The sequence below is a fragment of the Paenibacillus sp. FSL K6-0108 genome, assembly GCF_045040695.1.
In the GTDB taxonomy this organism is placed as follows: domain Bacteria; phylum Bacillota; class Bacilli; order Paenibacillales; family Paenibacillaceae; genus Paenibacillus; species Paenibacillus pabuli_B.
In genome coordinates, this window is record NZ_CP150288.1 from 382,026 (window position 1) to 402,027 (window position 20,002).

The window sequence follows — 20,002 nt, forward strand, 5'->3', positions numbered from 1 at the left end:
GAGCAATCCCCTCTAATTGTCAGAGTAGGGGGAACTATGCGGACTAATAAAGCAAAGTACACATTGATCTTAGTCTCTGTAGCTATTATTTCTGTAGGAATTGTTTCGTTGAGTCTTATAAATAGAAATCTTAAGCCTTCATCCATTCAGCAGCCCATATCTAATGAAACGAATTTGACTTTAAATGAGCCGATTAGAGCAGCGCTCCCGAATTCGGTTCAACCCTATAAACTAAAGGATAAAAGTCTTATCTCCACGTTTGTCGCTCCGAGTTATATTAACGATACTTTAGTTGCCTTTGAAAGAGATGATAGCGAAAAATCTACGAGTTATATTGATACATTTTCACGTGAAAATAAGGTAGTAAAAAATATCTATCAAACACCCAATAAAGAAATTATAAATTCACTGGTAGGTGTTGAAGATAAGCTGTTTTGGGTGGAGTACGGTAGGAATCAGGAAAAGGATACAAAATGGGCAATCAAATCACTTGACCTGAAAAATAATCAGGAAAAGATTTTATATAGCGGAATAAGTAGTGATCATATAGAACCGCCTGTATTGAGGGTTTTTGAAAATCAAGTTAGCTGGATAGAAAAAAAGATCAAAGAACATATTGTATATAGCACTGCGATCCTATATAAACCAATTACAAATGAGTTAATTAGATTGGCTACAACTGAGTTAGATGAACGTGGCAATCAGCGAAAAGGAACTTTTATGGCACTTCAACGACCAATTGTTAATGGTCTTCTTGTGCAACAATCTGTATTCAAAACTGCGTCAGACAAATCGTATGAAATAGTGTTTTATCCATATGATCAAACAAATCCAATTACATTGCTGGAAAGTAACCAAGGGATAGTTGATTTCACAGCTGATCAGGAATGGTTTGTTTGGAGTGAAATAGGCAAAATCAGTATTGCGGATAGAAAGACTGGTGAGATCAAATATGAATTTGAGGCAAAAGATAAAGATCTCACTATTGATTCTCCATTTATTATGAACGATCATCTTTACTATCGGTTCTCAATGTACCAAATATTCGATGCAGACTTATTAACTGGAAAAACAGAGCAGCTTTCTATACCGCGACTCTCAACATCAAAGATTTTTAATACAGGCAAGTACTTAGGATTTTCATACATGGATGCCAAAAATAATACTGGAGAAGTTGAGTTTAATATAATTTCTGAAGATCAATCGAAATAATTCTGTTTGTTCAAGTGCGCATCTGTTACTCTATCTGTATTCTGAGCCTAGGGAGTGAGAGCGTTCTAAGTTTTATGCAGCGTTACTTTGGATTCATTTCTTACGAGTTTTCGAATGGTTTTATTTATGTAAGTCCAAAAAGCAAAGAACCTCATCGCATAAAAGGGACTGCACCCCTTTTATGAGACAGAGATCAAAACACCTTGCAAGTTTAAGCAGCCAGTCTTCGGAAATTTATCGGAGACTGGTTATTTAGTTTCGCTTGAATCCGAATTAAGTTATAGTAGGTGATGTAGTCTCGAACGGTCTGTTCAACGATGGCTGTCGTTGTGCACCTGAGATCTTCGAGGTAAAACGTTTCAGACTTTAGTGTGGAATGAAACGACTCAATGGGGGCATTATCAGCGGGCGTTCCTTTACGGGACATGCTCATGGTAATGCCTTTTCCCTTTATTACGGTTTGGTAAACTTGAGAAGTATACACGCTACCCTGGTCGCTGTGGAGCAGCATATTTGTCCGCTCTGGAAGTTGGTCTAGCGTATCCAAAACCAAGGATGTGTCCTGCTTGTCCGCTATACTGTAAGCGACAATCTCTCCGTTGTACAGATCCAAAATGCTTGAAAGGTATAACATTTTATTACCGAAAGGCAAATAAGTAATGTCGGTCACCAGTTTTTGAAAAGGAGCTTCTGCATAAAATTTGCGCTTGAGTAGATGTTCTGCAGGTTTTGCAGGTTGCCCCGTGTTCTTTCGTTTTTTCATTCTCACTCGGCATTGTAAATCCTCGCACTGCATAATACGCTGTACTCGTTTATGATTTATGGGACCTTCAATCCGAAGCAAGGCAGTAATTTTTCGATATCCATACCGGAACTTGTGCTGAGTACAAAGCTGAGCTACTTTCTCGACCATCGGATCTGGATGCTTGCTCTCACAGGTTGTCTTCCAGCGATAGTAGGTCGCTCGAGCAATTCCAAGCCATGCACAAGCTTCAGATATGGTCACTTCTTTACGAATGGACTCGACCCAAGCGATGACGACTTCTGCTTCCACCTCTTTTCCAGTTCCTTGTACTTTTTTAGTAGATCGAGTTGTTGCTTTAAGAATCGGTTTTCTGCCTTCACTTTTTCCAGTTCTGTCGTGTGTTCTGGACCTCTTCCATAGCTATATTGCTTACCAACCGGTTGCTCTAAGCGATTTAATTCTCCTTTTCGATACCATCTCATCCACGTTTCTATCTGTGTCTTATTTCGTATTCCAAGCTGATCCATAACTTCTTTCACGGGTATCTCTGCCAATCTCATTTCTATGGCTTTCATCTTTAATTCCACGGGATAACTCACTCTTGTTGCCATTACAAAAACACCTCCAAGATGGTCTCCTTATCTTACGACAAGGTTTCATTCTCTTGAAGGTGTTTTGATTTGTCTCACGTTATGGGGTCAGTCCAAAACGAGTAGGTCCTTTGCTTTTTTTGTTATGCCTGTACTTTACCATACGTTTCTATAAAGAGTTTAGATAAACAGGAATGGCAGCAGAAACAGTGTTGCTACCAAGGCCAACTCGATCCCTGTTCCATAGCCGTAACCACCGTACCCTCCACCATATCCTCCATAACCATATGGACCGTAGGCAGAAGATTTAACTTTTTTTGCTGTAACTGCGTTTTTCTTGCTGCTTTTTACAAGCTGCTGTTTGGATTTGACTGAACACAGACGTGGCCCCTCGAAACATCCGTTCAAATAGATTTTGCCATCACGACATTGACCAAGCGTACCATACATATGCTTACCGTCGTTCATAACGAGACAAACGGAACGTCCAACGTGTGGAGAAACCGTCTCTTCACATACCGGATTAATTCTGTACATGCAAATCCTCCTCATAAGGTGCGGTTGCCGCTTGAATTCAACGGTTTGTATATCATAGTAAAAAGAATGCCGATTGGTATGGACGAGTACCCGGAAATGAGATGGGGAGGAGCCGTTTTTGTATCTGATCCATACACTGGAGGGAGTAAAAGGGAGGGGATATCATGGATTATCATGATTTGCTGGCCCGGCTTGGTGAAGGGAGTGCCCATCCGGGGGGATTCACAGCAACGATGCAACTGTTGGATACACTGTCTCTGCCTGCGCATAGCAAGGTGCTTGAGGTGGGATGTGGTACAGGGAGGACCGCTTGTTATCTCGCTCGAAATGGTTATCGGGTAACTGCGGTTGATCTTAACCGGCAGATGTTGGAGAAAGCAGTGCGGCGCGCAAGGCGGGAACGCCTGGATATACGTTTTATTCAGGCGGATGCGAAATCCCTGCCTTTTCCGGATCGTTATTTTGATGTGGTATTCGTAGAGTCTGTCACCATCTTCACTCAGTGGCGAAGTTCCCTTGCGGAATATAGGAGAGTATTAAAGCCGGGTGGTCATTTTATCGATCGGGAGATGGTGTTATCGGGAACGAAGACAGAGGTGATGAGCCGTAGGCTAAAACAATTTTACGGCATAAGGACACTGGCAACCCTGACCACGTGGAAGAAACGTCTCAGACAGAGTGGTTTTACTGAAGTTTTGGTCAAGGAACAATCTCGTTCCATGGGAAAATGGGGCGTGGATCATGATCCTCATCGGGAGATGGATATGAGCCTGTTTGAGGATGAGCAAGTTCAGCGTATGGGGCGCACCAATGATCGTTTGCTTGCAAGATACGGGAAAAGGCTGGGTTATGCCGTTTTTGAAGCAAAGAATTCAACGGATAGTCATAATAAACAGAAAGAGTAGGATTAGAGGGTACTTTATTATCGAATGTAAAAAGTGATTAATGATGATGCTAAAGCCATATTTATAAAGGCAACCCGTTATATATGGGTTGCCTTTCCTTTGGTCCCGGACTTTAAATTCAATCCAGTGAGTGATGAAGATGGTTCACTCAAGATGCTGCTTGAAAGCTTACAGCATATCGTTGTCAATGATGCGCCAGTGGTGCTTCAACAGAGCCTCCAATTGTGGTTTATCTTTGGCGCGAAAAGCACTTACGATCTGGCGATGTTCTTCATTTACTTCATTAAGTACACTGGATAGCTTCGCTTTGTTGTCGCTGACATACGACTGGCGAATAAAGCTGTTTTTTAACGTGTTTAACATCTCGATGACAGTGGCGTTGCCGCAGCGCGTGATGTACAGATTATGAAATTGATATTGATTTTTGCTGTAGGCAGCCAGATCGAGCTGGGTGATATCTTCATCCATCCGTGCAACAAGGGCCTCCATCTCCAGGAGTTCAGACGGTTTGAGATGGTCCGCTGCAAGTGTAGCAGCGAGCGCCTCAAGCGCACCGATGGCCTGTGAGAACTCGAGTTTTTTGCCAGCATCAAAAGGAGCCACGATAAATCCCCTGCGTGGGATATATTGCAGAAGATTATCAGAAGTGAGCTGAAATAAGGCCTCTCGAGTAGGTGTACGGCTGATGTCCAGCTTTTTGCATATCTCCGCTTCATTAATCTTCTGATTGGGCAGCAGTGTCCCGTCCTGAATTTTCTGTGCGATATAATCGTAAACGTGATCTTTCAAGGACCGGTATTTGGGTGCCTCCATACCGAATCCCCCCTTCTGTATATAGTGATGATTGGATGTGTGAGGGTACAAGCCCTGTAATGGTGCGCCGTTCGGGAGTTTCAAGTTTTTATCATCTTAACACCGAGGGGGGAGTTGGGCAAGCAATCTTAATGATCTAAATCAATGTAAGTTTCATGTTAAATAAATTACGTATTATGGAATTAAAGCGTATAAATGTGTTAAATTCATTGTCATACAATAGATTATTTGTTAGTATTACTTACATTAAAGTCCATATATTGTCTTGTGTATATTGTATACAAGTTATATGTCTTTATCATTCCAAAACAGAACAGGGGTATGTTGAGTGAAAAGAGTGCTTTTGCCAATGATGCTGTTGTTAATGGTGGTAATCATGTCAGCTTGTGGGCAGGAACAAACGACGGGGGCCGGGTCGGAACCTTCTCCATCCTCGGAGAGTGGTGCCGCAGAGAAGAAAGTAATCGTACTTGGCACCAGTGCAGACTACGCACCTTATGAATTTCACAAAAGCATTAATGGCAAAGACACTATTGTTGGTTTTGATATTGAGATTGCCAAGGCGATTGCTGCGGACATGGGAGCTGAGCTGAAGATTGAGGATATGGATTTTGATGGCTTGCTTATGGCGCTGCGCACGGACAAGGTCGATTTTGTCATATCAGGCTTAACACCTACAGAAGAGCGAAAGAAGAACGTTGATTTTACGGATATCTACTATTATGCAGAACAGGCTGTGCTCGTTAGAGCTGACGAAGGCGACTTGATTTCCTCACTGGATGATTTGTCGGGTAAGCAGGTAGGTGTGCAGAAAAGCTCCATTCAGGAAGGCATTGCTCAGGATATTCATGGAGCCAAACTTACTTCTCTTGCCAAAATTCCCGAGTTGATTCTTGAATTGCAGACTGGACGGGTAGAAGCGCTTATTCTGGAGAAGCCGGTTGCGCAGCAGTATGTAAAGAACCAGCAGGGGCTGGTTGTTGCAAATGTGAAGATTGAACAGGCAGAGGATGAAGGGGGATCGGCAATCGCCGTGAAAAAAGGCAACAAGGAGCTCGTTGATCAGATCAACAGTACGCTGGAGAAGCTTAAAACGGGCGGAGAAATCGAACGCTTCGTTGTTGAAGCGAATGAGATGTTAGGCGAATAAACCGGGCGAGTGAGGGATATGCCGTGAATTTAGATTTCTCCTTTCTATCCGAACATTGGCAGGATTATGCGCGTAGTGCGTGTGTAACGTTGGAGCTTTCCTTCTTTGGGGTGTTGTTTGGTACTATGCTGGGGGTTATGGTGGCACTGCTGCGTATATCACGAGTGTGGCCTATCAAATTCGCAGCATCCGCGTATATCGAACTCATTCGCGGTACGCCGATGTTGGTGCAAATACTCATTATTCATTATGGTCTGACCGTAATTGGTGTGAACCTCACCGCATTTATGTCGGGGGTGGTGGCATTGACCATGAACAGCTCGGCATACATGGCTGAGGTTTTCAGGGCAGGGATTCAAGTAATCGATAAAGGACAGACTGAAGTTTCGCGTTCTCTTGGGATGTCTCATGGCATGACGCTTCGCCACATTATACTGCCGCAGGCCTTTCGTAACATGCTTCCAGCGATCGGCAATGAATTCATTATTATCATTAAAGATTCCTCCCTTGTTTCCATGATCGGGATTGCTGAGATTATATATACAGCCAGAGCCATTCAGGGGGTTACCTTCCAACCGCTCGCCCCACTCCTTGTTGCTGCTGCCCTCTATTTTGTAATTACATTTACGTTGGCCAATCTACTCACCTGGCTGGAACGCAGGCTTTCCATATCGCGATAACGGTAATACGGACTCTACGAATGTGTGGAATTAGGTGATTGCGGAAAAAGTGAGCAGGAGTTGTAAATGGTCGTGGCGAAGCATACATTGATATTGTATTTTGTATACAATATAATCCACGAGAGGTGCTGGGGGTATATGTCAGATTCGAAATTGTTAATGGATTGGTCGGAACGTTATGCTGCACCTAATTACCATCCGCTCCCGATCGTCATTGAACATGCGGAAGGGGTATGGGTCGAAGATCCGGAAGGCCGCCGTTATATGGATATGTTAAGTGCGTATTCGGCACTAAATCATGGGCACAGGCATCCAGCAATCATTCAAGCGCTGAAAGATCAGGCTGATCGGGTAACATTAACATCACGGGCATTTCACAGCAGTGCGGCAGCACTTTTTTATCAGAAGCTCTCGCGATTTACGGGCAAAGCCAAAATTCTGGCCATGAACACAGGAGCCGAAGCGGTTGAAACGGCCGTGAAAGCAGTGCGAAGATGGGCATATCGCTGCAAGGGTGTACCGGAAAATAAAGCCGAAATCATCGTATGCTCAGGAAATTTTCATGGAAGAACACTGACGGTCACCTCTTTCTCATCTTCAGAAGAGTACAAAAAAGACTTTGGACCTTTTACACCCGGATTCAAAATCATTCCTTATGGTGACATTGAAGCACTTAAGCTTGCGATCACACCGAATACAGCCGCTTTCCTTGTGGAACCCATTCAGGGGGAGGCCGGTATTGTCATCCCGCCTGAAGGATATCTTGCTGAAGCCTTTGCGCTGTGCAAACAGCATCGTGTATTGACCGTGGCGGATGAGATACAGACTGGATTCGGACGAACGGGACGACGTTTTGCCTCTGACTGGGAGGGGATTGAGCCGGATATCTGGATTATGGGTAAAGCGCTGGGCGGGGGAGTGATGCCCATCTCGGCTATTGCTGCAAATGAAGAGATTCTGGATTTGTTTGAGCCAGGTTCTCATGGGTCCACATTCGGGGGGAACCCACTCGCTTGTGCTGTCGCAGTCGCAGCACTGGAAGTTCTGGAAGAGGAGAAGCTTGCGGAGCGTTCAGAGCGTCTGGGGGAATATTTTATGAAACAGCTTCAGAAAATTCGCAGTTCTGCTGTGCGTGAGATTCGAGGCAGAGGATTGTTCATCGGTGTTGATCTGCATGTACCTGCACGTTCGTATTGTGAGAAATTAATGTCCGTTGGACTGCTCTGTAAAGAAACCCATGAGACAACGATCCGTTTTGCGCCGCCACTGACCATTACCGATGCTGAGATCGACTGGGCGTTGGAACGAATTGCTCAGGTGCTGGGTGACTGAATAAACCTTTCATTCCTTGATTACTTCATATTAAGCGGCGAAGGAGCTGATCTACATGGTAAAAAATGATATGGATTCGGCAGGACCGTTGAATGATTCTAATGAAACAAGCCAATTGCCTTTGCGTCATCATGACGTTGCCATCATTAAGGTTCCTTTTGGATTAGGCGGGGCCCGAGGTGGTGCTGAGCTAGGTCCGGATGAACTGATTACAGCGGGATTGAAACGTGAAATAGCAAGCCTTGGATTGAATGTGTCCAAAGAGATCCGTGTAGATTGTCCCTCAGAGTCTGTTGCTCCAATCGAACGCAACCGTGTGAAATATTTATCCGAGGTTAGACAGGTAAGTGAGCGAGTATGCAATGAAGTGTCTGGCGCGATAGCAGGAGGTTCTTTTCCACTTGTTCTGGGTGGGGATCACAGTGTAGCTATAGGTTCGCTTGCCGGGTTGTCTGCGCATTATTCCAATCTGGGTATGATCTGGTTTGATGCCCATGCGGATTTGAACACAGAAGAGCGTAGTCTGTCTGGAAATATGCATGGGATGAGTGTTGCTGCTGCTTTAGGACATTCTGCCTTTAACTTGTCTCATATTCCGGGTGCGGGACCGTTCGTTAATCCTTCCAATCTGGTCTACATTGGCTTGCGTGATCTGGATGTATATGAGAAGGAACAGATCCGAGCCCTTGGCATCAAAAGCTTTACAATGCATGATATTGACCGGATAGGTATACAACAGGTTGTTGAACAGGCTTTGGCTGTAGTTGGGGAAGGAACAGATGGTATTCATATTAGCTTTGATATGGATTGTCTTGATCCGCGTGAGGCTCCGGGTGTGGGTACGCCCGTACCAGGGGGATTGAATTACCGTGAAGCTCATTTCGCGCTGGAGCTGCTCGCTTCCACCAACCAAGTCACGTCCATGGATCTGGTGGAGGTTAACCCGCTATATGATCAGAATAGGCATACGGCCCGCCTTGGAGTGGAGTTGATTGCTTCATTGCTGGGTAAACGGATTTTATAACGATCGACCAGCTTTTTTTGTGGAAATTATATAGGCTTAAAGAAGGTAAGGTTGAATCCTATAAACCATAGTCATATATAAGGCCAGGGTCAAACTCAGCCATACGATCTTCAACTGGATGAAGATGGGGATGAGTGCTTCCCTGGCTATAGTTATTGAACGAAGTGTTTGGCTGTTGAGCGGATGAGAGAATAAAGTTGGTTTTATGAAATGTTGTATGGTTGTGTAGGAATTCCTGATTGTTTAGTTAGGGTGGGGTGTATGTACGGGCCTCTACTATAGTAGAAACAAATTAATGATTATCTATTGGTATGTCTGGATATAAAGCTTTTTGAAAATAAAGCTTGCATTCGATATCTGTACATGGTATATTCTAATTCCGGCCAAGAAAACAAGAGAAACAAGGTGCGGCAAGCAAAACAAATAAGCTTCGAAAGAAACTTAAAAAAAGAGCTTGCAAAGTTGGTTCGGATGTGATAAGATATAAAAGTTGCTGCGGTGAACAACACTGAGCGGCGAAACAAGTTTGATCTTTGAAAACTGAACAACGAGTGAGTAATCGTCCTGCTTGCAGGATGAACGTGAAAGTTTTTGGTACATGCCATTTGGCTGTATGAAAACTGGAACATAAATGAGATTTTTAATCTCGTCAGATTCAAAATGAGCTTATCGCTCTTTTCAATACTTTATTGGAGAGTTTGATCCTGGCTCAGGACGAACGCTGGCGGCATGCCTAATACATGCAAGTCGAGCGGACTTGAAGAGAAGCTTGCTTCTCTGATAGTTAGCGGCGGACGGGTGAGTAACACGTAGGCAACCTGCCCTCAAGTTTGGGACAACTACCGGAAACGGTAGCTAATACCGAATAGTTGTTTTCTTCGCCTGAAGGAAACTGGAAAGACGGAGCAATCTGTCACTTGGGGATGGGCCTGCGGCGCATTAGCTAGTTGGTGGGGTAACGGCTCACCAAGGCGACGATGCGTAGCCGACCTGAGAGGGTGATCGGCCACACTGGGACTGAGACACGGCCCAGACTCCTACGGGAGGCAGCAGTAGGGAATCTTCCGCAATGGGCGAAAGCCTGACGGAGCAATGCCGCGTGAGTGATGAAGGTTTTCGGATCGTAAAGCTCTGTTGCCAGGGAAGAACGCTTGAGAGAGTAACTGCTCTCAAGGTGACGGTACCTGAGAAGAAAGCCCCGGCTAACTACGTGCCAGCAGCCGCGGTAATACGTAGGGGGCAAGCGTTGTCCGGAATTATTGGGCGTAAAGCGCGCGCAGGCGGTCATTTAAGTCTGGTGTTTAATCCCGGGGCTCAACCCCGGATCGCACTGGAAACTGGGTGACTTGAGTGCAGAAGAGGAGAGTGGAATTCCACGTGTAGCGGTGAAATGCGTAGATATGTGGAGGAACACCAGTGGCGAAGGCGACTCTCTGGGCTGTAACTGACGCTGAGGCGCGAAAGCGTGGGGAGCAAACAGGATTAGATACCCTGGTAGTCCACGCCGTAAACGATGAGTGCTAGGTGTTAGGGGTTTCGATACCCTTGGTGCCGAAGTTAACACATTAAGCACTCCGCCTGGGGAGTACGGTCGCAAGACTGAAACTCAAAGGAATTGACGGGGACCCGCACAAGCAGTGGAGTATGTGGTTTAATTCGAAGCAACGCGAAGAACCTTACCAGGTCTTGACATCCCTCTGACCGGTACAGAGATGTACCTTTCCTTCGGGACAGAGGAGACAGGTGGTGCATGGTTGTCGTCAGCTCGTGTCGTGAGATGTTGGGTTAAGTCCCGCAACGAGCGCAACCCTTGATCTTAGTTGCCAGCATTTCGGATGGGCACTCTAAGGTGACTGCCGGTGACAAACCGGAGGAAGGTGGGGATGACGTCAAATCATCATGCCCCTTATGACCTGGGCTACACACGTACTACAATGGCCGGTACAACGGGCTGCGAAGCCGCGAGGTGGAGCTAATCCTAAAAAGCCGGTCTCAGTTCGGATTGCAGGCTGCAACTCGCCTGCATGAAGTCGGAATTGCTAGTAATCGCGGATCAGCATGCCGCGGTGAATACGTTCCCGGGTCTTGTACACACCGCCCGTCACACCACGAGAGTTTATAACACCCGAAGTCGGTGGGGTAACCGCAAGGAGCCAGCCGCCGAAGGTGGGATAGATGATTGGGGTGAAGTCGTAACAAGGTAGCCGTATCGGAAGGTGCGGCTGGATCACCTCCTTTCTATGGAGAATCGTTTCCCGTAGCGGAAACATTCAAATGAAGTCTTCAGGAAGCATGCTTCCGAAGCGAGCTTTACTTCGTAAAGCTTTTAACTCACTCGTTGCTCAGTTTTGAGAGCTCAAACTCTCAAACAGCTTGCTTTTGCGTGGAGCTTGTTCTTTGAAAACTAGATATCGAAACGAAAAATGCGAATTAGAACATTCCTTTTTAGCTGAACTTGTGTTGAACAAGTTTAATAAATTGGTACTTAATTGCTTTTGCGATGGTATTGAATGGGAGCGACTTTTGGCTTTGCGCAAGCAAAACAAGGGAAGCGAGCAGTCAAAACCGGAGCAATATGGTTAAGCTACTAAGAGCACACGGAGGATGCCTAGGCGCTAGGAGCCGATGAAGGACGTGGCGAACAACGAAACTGCCTCGGGGAGCTGTAAGCAAGCTTTGATCCGGGGGTGTCCGAATGGGGAAACCCAGCTGGGGTAATTTCCAGTTACTCGTAACTGAATACATAGGTTACGTAGAGGCATACCAGGGGAACTGAAACATCTAAGTACCCTGAGGAAGAGAAAACAATAGTGATTCCGTCAGTAGCGGCGAGCGAACGCGGAGAAGCCCAAACCAGAGAGCTTGCTCTCTGGGGTTGTGGGACGTCTCACATGGAGTTACAAAGGAGCCGGTTAAACGAAGAGGTCTGGAAAGGCCCGCCAAAGAAGGTAAAAGCCCTGTAGTTGAAAGTTGGCTCTCTCCGAGACGGATCCCGAGTAGTGCGGGGCACGTGAAACCCCGTATGAATCCGGCAGGACCATCTGCCAAGGCTAAATACTTCCTAGCGACCGATAGTGAAGCAGTACCGTGAGGGAAAGGTGAAAAGCACCCCGGAAGGGGAGTGAAATAGAACCTGAAACCGTGTGCTTACAAAAAGTCAGAGCCCGTTTTAGGGGTGATGGCGTGCCTTTTGTAGAATGAACCGGCGAGTTACGTTCCCGTGCAAGGTTAAGGTGAAGAGCCGGAGCCGCAGCGAAAGCGAGTCTGAATAGGGCGAATGAGTACGTGGACGTAGACCCGAAACCGGGTGATCTACCCCTGTCCAGGGTGAAGGTGCGGTAACACGCACTGGAGGCCCGAACCCACGCACGTTGAAAAGTGCGGGGATGAGGTGGGGGTAGCGGAGAAATTCCAATCGAACTCGGAGATAGCTGGTTCTCCCCGAAATAGCTTTAGGGCTAGCCTCGGAAAACAGAGTCGTGGAGGTAGAGCACTGATTGGGTGCGGGGCCCGCAAGGGTTACCAAGCTCAGTCAAACTCCGAATGCCATAGACTTACTTCCGGGAGTCAGACAGTGAGTGCTAAGATCCATTGTCAAAAGGGAAACAGCCCAGACCATCAGCTAAGGTCCCCAAGTGTGTGTTAAGTGGGAAAGGATGTGGAGTTGCACAGACAACCAGGATGTTGGCTTAGAAGCAGCCACCATTGAAAGAGTGCGTAATAGCTCACTGGTCGAGTGACTCTGCGCCGAAAATGTAACGGGGCTAAACACACCACCGAAGCTATGGCTTGATGCTTTGCATCAGGGGTAGGGGAGCGTTGTATAAGGGTTGAAGGTGTACCGTAAGGAGCGCTGGACATTATACAAGTGAGAATGCCGGTATGAGTAACGAAAAGATCAGTGAGAATCTGATCCGCCGAAAGCCTAAGGGTTCCTGAGGAAGGCTCGTCCGCTCAGGGTAAGTCGGGACCTAAGGCGAGGCCGAAAGGCGTAGTCGAAGGACAACAGGTCGAAATTCCTGTACCACCGTAAGCCGTTATGAGCAATGGGGGGACGCAGCAGGGTAGTGACGCGGACTGATGGATGTCCGTCTAAGCAGTGAGGCTGATGTGTAGGCAAATCCGCACATCGTAAGGCTGGGCTGTGATGGGGAGCGAAAATTATAGTAGCGAAGGTCATGATCTCACACTGCCAAGAAAAGCCTCTAGCCAGGTGATGGTGCCCGTACCGCAAACCGACACAGGTAGGCGAGAAGAGAATTCTAAGGCGCGCGGAAGAACTCTCGTTAAGGAACTCGGCAAAATGACCCCGTAACTTCGGGAGAAGGGGTGCCCCGGTAGTGTGAATAGCACGAGGGGGCCGCAGTGAAAAGGCCCAAGCGACTGTTTAGCAAAAACACAGGTCTGTGCGAAGCCGTAAGGCGAAGTATACGGGCTGACGCCTGCCCGGTGCTGGAAGGTTAAGGGGAGCGGTTAGGGAGTAATCCCGAAGCTGTGAACCGAAGCCCCAGTAAACGGCGGCCGTAACTATAACGGTCCTAAGGTAGCGAAATTCCTTGTCAGGTAAATTCTGACCCGCACGAATGGCGTAACGACTTGGGCGCTGTCTCAACGAGAGATCCGGTGAAATTTTAATACCTGTGAAGATGCAGGTTACCCGCGACAAGACGGAAAGACCCCATGGAGCTTTACTGCAGCTTGATATTGAATTTGGGTACGATCTGTACAGGATAGGTGGGAGCCTTTGAAGCCGGAGCGCCAGCTTCGGTGGAGGCACCGTTGGGATACCACCCTGATCGTATCTAGGTTCTAACCTGGTACCGTAATCCGGTGCGGGGACAGTGTCAGGTGGGCAGTTTGACTGGGGCGGTCGCCTCCTAAAGAGTAACGGAGGCGCCCAAAGGTTCCCTCAGAATGGTTGGAAATCATTCGAAGAGTGCAAAGGCATAAGGGAGCTTGACTGCGAGACCTACAAGTCGAGCAGGGACGAAAGTCGGGCTTAGTGATCCGGTGGTACCGCATGGAAGGGCCATCGCTCAACGGATAAAAGCTACCCTGGGGATAACAGGCTTATCTCCCCCAAGAGTCCACATCGACGGGGAGGTTTGGCACCTCGATGTCGGCTCATCGCATCCTGGGGCTGAAGTAGGTCCCAAGGGTTGGGCTGTTCGCCCATTAAAGCGGTACGCGAGCTGGGTTCAGAACGTCGTGAGACAGTTCGGTCCCTATCTGTCGTGGGCGTAGGAAATTTGAGAGGAGCTGTCCTTAGTACGAGAGGACCGGGATGGACGTACCGCTGGTGTACCAGTTGTTCCGCCAGGAGCACCGCTGGGTAGCTATGTACGGACGGGATAAGCGCTGAAAGCATCTAAGCGTGAAGCCCCCCTCAAGATGAGATTTCCCAGTATGTAAGACCCCTTGAAGACGACGAGGTAGATAGGCTGGGGGTGGAAGTGCAGCAATGCATGGAGCTGACCAGTACTAATCGGTCGAGGGCTTATCCAATATGCAAGTTGTAAATCGCAGATTTCGTTTCGGATCTAGTTTTCAGAGAATAAACTCTGAAACGAAAATCGGTACATCACGGAAGGTGTATATGATTTTCAGTTCTAACTTTGATTTCAAGAAGCTATGCTTCGACAAATCGCGTTTGGTGGCGATGGCGGAGGGGTTCCACACGTACCCATCCCGAACACGACCGTTAAGCCCTCTAGCGCCGATGGTACTTGGACCGCAGGGTCCTGGGAGAGTAGGACGCCGCCAAGCGAAACCCCTTTGGGGTATTTTTTTTCGATATGGGCCCTTAGCTCAGTTGGTTAGAGCGCACCTCTGATAAGGGTGAGGCCGGTGGTTCGAGTCCACCAGGGCCCATAGTAATACCAGATATACTAAAAGTATATGGGGCCATAGCTCAGCTGGGAGAGCGCCTGCCTTGCAAGCAGGAGGTCAGCGGTTCGATCCCGCTTGGCTCCACCATTCCCTGATAGCTCAGTTGGTAGAGCACTCGACTGTTAATCGAGTTGTCACAGGTTCGAGCCCTGTTCGGGGAGCCATATGGAGAGGTGTCCGAGCTGGCCGAAGGAGCACGATTGGAAATCGTGTAGGCGTCACAAGCGTCTCGAGGGTTCGAATCCCTCTCTCTCCGCCAGATAATTTTTTAGTGAGGCCCGTTGGTCAAGGGGTTAAGACACCTCCCTTTCACGGAGGTAACAGGGGTTCGAATCCCCTACGGGTCATTGTTTTATTTTTAGGGGATGAGAATCCCAAAGGTTCGTCGGAGGATAAGCTTCGTTAGCAATGGCTTCGCAGTCTCGAACGAAGTGAGAGTATCCCCTACGGGTCATTTATGGAGGCTTAGCTCAGCTGGGAGAGCATCTGCCTTACAAGCAGAGGGTCGGGGGTTCGATCCCCTCAGCCTCCACCATATAAACTTTTAATAACGACGCGGGGTGGAGCAGCCCGGTAGCTCGTCGGGCTCATAACCCGAAGGCCGCAGGTTCAAATCCTGCCCCCGCAATTAACCTTTCTTTCAAGAAAGCAACCTGGAACCGTGGTGTAGTTGGCCTAACATGCCTGCCTGTCACGCAGGAGATCGCGGGTTCGAATCCCGTCGGTTCCGCCATTTTTTAAAATGATATTTTACACCGTGCCGGTGTAGCTCAACTGGTAGAGCAACTGACTTGTAATCAGTAGGTTGGGGGTTCAAGTCCTCTCGCCGGCACCATTTATTGCATTCACCTCTGAATTTATAATAGAATGTATATTATAGTTACAGATGGGAATACTGAGATACTCTCAGTGAAATGCAAGGGATAGTTTATGGCGATCGTGGCGAAGTGGTTAACGCACCGGTTTGTGGATCCGGCATTCGGGGGTTCAATTCCCCTCGATCGCCCCATGTTTTCTTAATGGGGATTAGCCAAGCGGTAAGGCAACGGACTTTGACTCCGTCATGCATAGGTTCAAATCCTATATCCCCAGCCATTTTAGTTTTAGCATGAGTCATTAGCTCAGTTGGTAGAGCACCTGACTTTTAATCAGGGTGTCGAAGGTTCGAGCCCTTCATGACTCACCATTATATTTTGCGGTCGTGGCGGAATTGGCAGACGCGCACGGTTCAGGTCCGTGTGGGCTAACCCCCGTGGAGGTTCGAGTCCTCTCGACCGCACCATATATTTTGCGGAAGTGGCTCAGCGGTAGAGCATCGCCTTGCCAAGGCGAGGGTCGCGGGTTCGATTCCCGTCTTCCGCTCCAATATTTGCGCCCTTAGCTCAGCTGGATAGAGCGTTTGACTACGAATCAAAAGGCCGGGAGTTCGAATCTCTCAGGGCGCGCCATTATTTCCATAAGTATCGGGATGTAGCTCAGCTTGGTAGAGCACCTGGTTTGGGACCAGGGGGTCGCATGTTCAAATCGTGTCATCCCGATTTTTATTTGCGGGTGTAGTTCAATGGTAGAACTTTAGCCTTCCAAGCTAATAGCGTGGGTTCGATTCCCATCACCCGCTTCATGGTAACATCAGAGAGAGCTCTTGCTTATTGCAAGGGCTCTTTTTGATATAGTAATCTTAATTAAGAAAATAGTGGGAGGACATATGAAAAATAAAATAGAAACGCCAAAGATTCCCCTGGAGCTCGAAGACTTATCGTTAGCTTTAGAAACATGGGAGAGTAAAGAAGAAATCAAGCATGGGCGATTCAGTAATATCTCTATTGAGAATCAGAGCGCCAGCAGGGTTTCTTTCGATAAAGTGGTCTTTGAGAACGTGATTTTCAGCCAGTCCTCTCTACCGGAAATCGAGCTTACCGATGTAATTTTTGATAAATGTGATTTGTCCAATATGGACTTTAACGGCTCTTTCCTCCACCGGACAGAATTTAAAAATTGTAAGTTGCTTGGTACCAACCTTTCGAATAGCAGGCTCCAAAATGTAAGTTTTCAGGGCTGTGTAGCGGATCTTTCTTTATTCCGATTCTCCAAGTTTAAACAGGTAAAGTACATGGAATGTTCTCTGGTGAGTGGCGACTTCTTTCAAGCCACACCCCAAAAACTGGAGTTCACTGAATGCAATATAGACCAAGCTCTTCTATCGGGTGTAAAGCTTAAGGGAATGGACCTTAGTGACTGTAATTTTGACAGTTTACATGTAGATATTGAGGATCTGGACGGATGCATCATCTCAGATGCTCAGGCAGCCTCATTTGTTGGACTATTAGGCTTAATTGTGAAGTAACTATATCCTGGTTTGAAGTCGTAGTGAGAGATGGGGTAATACTTCTGCTGTCGCAGGTTTGATTATGTCATTAATCTTTGTTTAAATGAAGAGATCAACTAGTATACCATTCTTGCTTTCACTGACAAAAGGAGGCGTATGATGAAAAGGGCTCTGGTTATTGGAGGAAATGGAACTTTAGGCAAGGCTGTTGTTGCGAAGCTTCAGGAATATTCCGTTGAGGTCATTACAGCCGGCAGGCAATCCGGGGACTACCAGGTGGATATGACCTCGACAGAGAGTATTACATCACTCTTTGAAACGGTGACTAATATTGATTATGTCATTGTTGCAGCAGGTCAGACCCATTATGCGAAGTTGGAGGAGCTAACCCCTGAGAACAACATGATTAGTGTGCAGGGGAAATTACTTGGTCAGGTGAATATCGTCTTGATTGGGCAGCACTACATCAACGATAAGGGAAGTTTTACGCTGGTCAGTGGCATTATACAGGACCATCCCATTCTGAAAGGCGCATCCAGCGCCATGGTCAATGGTGCAATTGATTCGTTTGCCAAAGCAGCGGCATATGAGTTGCCTCGAGGTATCCGTCTGAATTCCGTTAGTCCTAACTTGTTTGTTGAATCCGCAGAGAAATATAAAGGTGTGTTTATCGGATTTAATCCGGTGCCTGTGGAGCGGGTCGCCAATACGTTTATCCAGAGTGCACTTGGGATCGAAACAGCCCAGAACTTTAAAATATACTAACTGTAGGGAATAGTGAATATAAAGGAGATCAGCAGAATGTTTCTGCTGATCTCCTTTTGTTTTGGATGCAATGGGATTTAGGCTTTAGTATCTTTCCAAAATCAGCTGAGTTTTCAGGCCATCGGCAGGAATGAGCCAGTTTTTGTTTTCCAGCACTTGCATGAGTTGGGTACGCAGTCCCGAAACAGCTGTAGAATCTGCTGTTTTGAACGAAATCTCTACGATATTCTCTACACCTGTGCCTGCTGCGTTACGAATCGGCCATACTTCAAGGGTGAGTTCCTGTCCATTCCATGTGCCTTCATAACGTTGGAATGTTACTGGGCCGTAGGCACGGGATGCCGTGAGTTGTTGTTTACCCCAATTGGAGGAGGACCAGTTTTTTAATTTGCCAGGCAGCTTGTCCAACAACATGCTCAAGGCTTCCTGCTGTGATGGAAGTTGTACGCCTGTAGCTTTGGTATCCACCTTTTTAGTGTTGGAGAAGCTCAATGTTTGTTTGCCATATCCCCAATCAATTTCAGCTTCATAATTATCGTCTGACGCATCAAATCCCTCTTGGTTGGCCAAAGTCAAAGCCGCATTAACATCACCATTGATAACAGGATAGCGCTTTTTATAAGTCAGTTCATAATTGTTCTTGTCATCTTTCTTCCGAAAACGGACGTTCCATCCTTGTTGATCGAGATTGAGCGCGTTGGTATCAAAATACTCTGCGCTAATGTTTCTTGCAGTGGAGTTTAAACCAAGCGTCTGGATGACTTCACTGCGCGGTGTCCCATTGGTGTTCAATACCAGCTCCGGCTTGGCCAAGAACTTCACTTCATAGGCAGGAACGGCATTGGCTGCTGCTGAAGCCTGTGGTGCTTCCAGAAACGTCAGTCCACTTCCCAATGTCACGATGCTCAACATGAATGAGGCGGTTACCTTTTTCCATTTTTTCAAAACCAATCACTCCCTAGGCTGGATTAACGTACAGACCCACTTTATCGTCCGAGTATATGAAAGCGATTAAATGGAAGGGCTCGTTGCGTTAACCCTGCATAGATTTGATGAATGCCAAGCGATAGTTTATATGGGGTAGCGGGAGTATCAATTGAAAAAAGAGAGGCTGTGGCTCATGTCCCGCAACACTTCTTTGAAGCGGTTGACCTGTACTGATGGATGGCGATCCTTGTTGTGCACGATGTAAATATGCCGCGGAGCCTGCTCACCCGGAATGGGTAGGACCTTGATCAGTCCATGCTGCTCTTCCCACTGTACGGCCATTCGTGACATGAACGAGATATGACCGCCGAGTAGAACCAACTGCTTGATTGCTTCCAGAGAATCCATCTCCACGGTGCTCCGCAGACGAATATCATGTTGCTCCAGCCATTGGTTGGTTAAACGACGAGTGCTGGATTCATCCCCATGCAGTGCAAAAGGAACCTGTGCCATATGCTCGGGTTTCAATACTTCCCTTTGAGCCAAGACATGCTGTGGAGAGCAGATTAATACCAGATCGTCTTCACACAGCGTTTCTGCTTGCAATACCGGACCCACAAATGGTTCGGAAGAAATCACACCCAGATCAATCTGGTGGCGGATCAACATTTCGCGGATAACGGGTGAAGGTTTAACGGATAACATCATTCGAATACCGGGGAATTCCTGAGAAAATGGTTTCAAAATAGGCGGCAGCAGATACGTTGCAGGTACATAGCTCGCTCCAATGTGCAGGGTGCCCCGATAGAGGCTGTCATATTCCTGTACCACCCGGCGCGCTTCCTGGGTCAGGGCATTGATTTTGACGGAATAATGTAAAAGGGCTTGTCCAGCCTCGGTGAGAAATGTCTTTCCACTACGCGATTCGAATAATCGCACCCCCATCTCTTCCTCCAGAGACTTCATATGAAAGGTAACGGTAGGCTGCTTGATGCCCAGAAGTTCGGCCACACGGGTCATATGATGATGTTTATCAATGAGTTCAACAATTTGCAGTTTAATCAGGTTCAACGAACTCAACACTCCTCTCGGTAACTTGAATCACCT

Annotated in this window: 13 protein-coding genes, 17 tRNA genes and 3 rRNA genes; 28 read left to right on the forward strand and 5 right to left on the reverse strand. The window is 47.1% G+C overall.

The genetic code is table 11. The features are described 5' to 3' along the window. Window positions 1-36: 36 nt before the first annotated feature. Entirely contained in the window at window positions 37-1,212 is a 1,176-nt protein-coding gene (locus MHB49_RS01865; RefSeq protein ID WP_405154817.1) for a hypothetical protein, read from the forward strand. 211 nt (window positions 1,213-1,423) lie between these two features. Here the strand turns inward: MHB49_RS01865 and MHB49_RS01870 are convergent. Both MHB49_RS01870 and MHB49_RS01875 read right to left on the reverse strand, forming a co-directional pair. Further along, a protein-coding gene (locus tag MHB49_RS01870) for an IS3 family transposase (RefSeq protein ID WP_111620854.1) occupies window positions 1,424-2,568 on the reverse strand; the annotation gives its coding sequence in 2 pieces (ribosomal slippage) (window positions 1,424-2,295 and window positions 2,295-2,568; 1,146 coding nt in all). Window positions 2,569-2,727: 159 nt separating this feature from the next. Next, a complete protein-coding gene (locus MHB49_RS01875) occupies window positions 2,728-3,084 on the reverse strand; it encodes a hypothetical protein (protein WP_405154818.1) in 357 nt (118 codons plus the stop codon). A 164-nt stretch (window positions 3,085-3,248) separates the two neighbouring features. Between MHB49_RS01875 and MHB49_RS01880 the strand changes: the two genes are divergently transcribed. Continuing rightward, a complete protein-coding gene (locus MHB49_RS01880; protein ID WP_405154819.1) occupies window positions 3,249-3,989 on the forward strand; it encodes a class I SAM-dependent methyltransferase in 741 nt (246 codons plus the stop codon). 168 nt (window positions 3,990-4,157) lie between these two features. On the opposite strand, the gene MHB49_RS01885 is transcribed toward MHB49_RS01880, so the two are convergent. Beyond that, the gene (locus tag MHB49_RS01885) at window positions 4,158-4,802 is read right to left on the reverse strand and encodes a GntR family transcriptional regulator (RefSeq protein ID WP_247900341.1); all 645 of its coding nucleotides are present in this window, start codon (window positions 4,800-4,802) and stop codon (window positions 4,158-4,160) included. Between the two features lie 328 nt (window positions 4,803-5,130). On the opposite strand from MHB49_RS01885, the gene MHB49_RS01890 reads away from it, so the two are divergent. From MHB49_RS01890 to MHB49_RS02015, 26 genes are all read left to right on the forward strand, one after another. After that, window positions 5,131-5,952: an ABC transporter substrate-binding protein gene (locus tag MHB49_RS01890; RefSeq protein WP_405154820.1), complete on the forward strand. Its 822-nt coding sequence runs from the start codon at window positions 5,131-5,133 to the stop codon at window positions 5,950-5,952. Window positions 5,953-5,975: 23 nt separating this feature from the next. Further along, on the forward strand, window positions 5,976-6,632 hold the full coding sequence (locus MHB49_RS01895) for an amino acid ABC transporter permease (RefSeq protein WP_405154821.1): 657 nt from the start codon (window positions 5,976-5,978) through the stop codon (window positions 6,630-6,632). Between the two features lie 138 nt (window positions 6,633-6,770). Next, entirely contained in the window at window positions 6,771-7,964 is a 1,194-nt protein-coding gene (locus MHB49_RS01900; RefSeq protein WP_247900344.1) for an ornithine--oxo-acid transaminase, read from the forward strand. 55 nt (window positions 7,965-8,019) lie between these two features. Next, on the forward strand, window positions 8,020-8,988 hold the full coding sequence (gene rocF, locus MHB49_RS01905) for an arginase (RefSeq protein ID WP_405154822.1): 969 nt from the start codon (window positions 8,020-8,022) through the stop codon (window positions 8,986-8,988). A gap of 686 nt (window positions 8,989-9,674) precedes the next feature. Then, window positions 9,675-11,226, forward strand: a 16S ribosomal RNA gene (locus tag MHB49_RS01910). Window positions 11,227-11,565: 339 nt separating this feature from the next. After that, window positions 11,566-14,493, forward strand: a 23S ribosomal RNA gene (locus tag MHB49_RS01915). 144 nt (window positions 14,494-14,637) lie between these two features. Continuing rightward, window positions 14,638-14,754 (forward strand): 5S ribosomal RNA (gene rrf / locus MHB49_RS01920). Together the 16S, 23S and 5S rRNA genes with 17 tRNA genes alongside form the textbook arrangement of a ribosomal RNA operon. Window positions 14,755-14,785: 31 nt before the next feature. After that, a tRNA-Ile gene (locus MHB49_RS01925) sits at window positions 14,786-14,859 on the forward strand. A 29-nt stretch (window positions 14,860-14,888) separates the two neighbouring features. Further along, a tRNA-Ala gene (locus tag MHB49_RS01930) sits at window positions 14,889-14,964 on the forward strand. A 1-nt stretch (window position 14,965) separates the two neighbouring features. Then, window positions 14,966-15,041, forward strand: a tRNA-Asn gene (locus MHB49_RS01935). 3 nt (window positions 15,042-15,044) lie between these two features. Continuing rightward, a tRNA-Ser gene (locus tag MHB49_RS01940) sits at window positions 15,045-15,136 on the forward strand. A gap of 16 nt (window positions 15,137-15,152) precedes the next feature. Continuing rightward, a tRNA-Glu gene (locus MHB49_RS01945) sits at window positions 15,153-15,224 on the forward strand. Between the two features lie 112 nt (window positions 15,225-15,336). Further along, a tRNA-Val gene (locus tag MHB49_RS01950) sits at window positions 15,337-15,412 on the forward strand. Window positions 15,413-15,431: 19 nt separating this feature from the next. Next, window positions 15,432-15,505, forward strand: a tRNA-Met gene (locus MHB49_RS01955). A gap of 27 nt (window positions 15,506-15,532) precedes the next feature. After that, window positions 15,533-15,610 (forward strand) — tRNA-Asp (locus tag MHB49_RS01960). 26 nt (window positions 15,611-15,636) lie between these two features. Then, a tRNA-Thr gene (locus MHB49_RS01965) sits at window positions 15,637-15,712 on the forward strand. A gap of 98 nt (window positions 15,713-15,810) precedes the next feature. Then, a tRNA-His gene (locus MHB49_RS01970) sits at window positions 15,811-15,886 on the forward strand. 11 nt (window positions 15,887-15,897) lie between these two features. Then, window positions 15,898-15,972 (forward strand) — tRNA-Gln (locus tag MHB49_RS01975). 15 nt (window positions 15,973-15,987) lie between these two features. After that, window positions 15,988-16,063, forward strand: a tRNA-Lys gene (locus MHB49_RS01980). Between the two features lie 9 nt (window positions 16,064-16,072). Next, window positions 16,073-16,159, forward strand: a tRNA-Leu gene (locus tag MHB49_RS01985). Window positions 16,160-16,167: 8 nt separating this feature from the next. Beyond that, window positions 16,168-16,242: transfer RNA gene (locus tag MHB49_RS01990), tRNA-Gly, on the forward strand. A 6-nt stretch (window positions 16,243-16,248) separates the two neighbouring features. Beyond that, a tRNA-Arg gene (locus tag MHB49_RS01995) sits at window positions 16,249-16,325 on the forward strand. A gap of 16 nt (window positions 16,326-16,341) precedes the next feature. After that, a tRNA-Pro gene (locus MHB49_RS02000) sits at window positions 16,342-16,415 on the forward strand. A gap of 9 nt (window positions 16,416-16,424) precedes the next feature. Further along, window positions 16,425-16,495 (forward strand) — tRNA-Gly (locus MHB49_RS02005). Window positions 16,496-16,582: 87 nt separating this feature from the next. Next, window positions 16,583-17,221, forward strand: a complete 639-nt coding sequence (locus MHB49_RS02010) for a pentapeptide repeat-containing protein (RefSeq protein WP_247900346.1) — start codon at window positions 16,583-16,585, stop codon at window positions 17,219-17,221. Window positions 17,222-17,362: 141 nt separating this feature from the next. After that, entirely contained in the window at window positions 17,363-17,968 is a 606-nt protein-coding gene (locus MHB49_RS02015; RefSeq protein ID WP_072734997.1) for a short chain dehydrogenase, read from the forward strand. A gap of 84 nt (window positions 17,969-18,052) precedes the next feature. Here the strand turns inward: MHB49_RS02015 and MHB49_RS02020 are convergent, their stop codons facing one another. Together MHB49_RS02020 and MHB49_RS02025 are read right to left on the reverse strand one after the other, a co-directional pair. After that, window positions 18,053-18,913 carry a CYTH domain-containing protein gene (locus MHB49_RS02020; protein ID WP_405154823.1) on the reverse strand — a complete coding sequence of 287 codons (861 nt, stop codon included), beginning with the start codon at window positions 18,911-18,913 and terminating at the stop codon, window positions 18,053-18,055. Between the two features lie 147 nt (window positions 18,914-19,060). Beyond that, window positions 19,061-19,966, reverse strand: a complete 906-nt coding sequence (locus tag MHB49_RS02025) for a LysR family transcriptional regulator (RefSeq protein WP_405154824.1) — start codon at window positions 19,964-19,966, stop codon at window positions 19,061-19,063. Window positions 19,967-20,002: the final 36 nt, after the last annotated feature.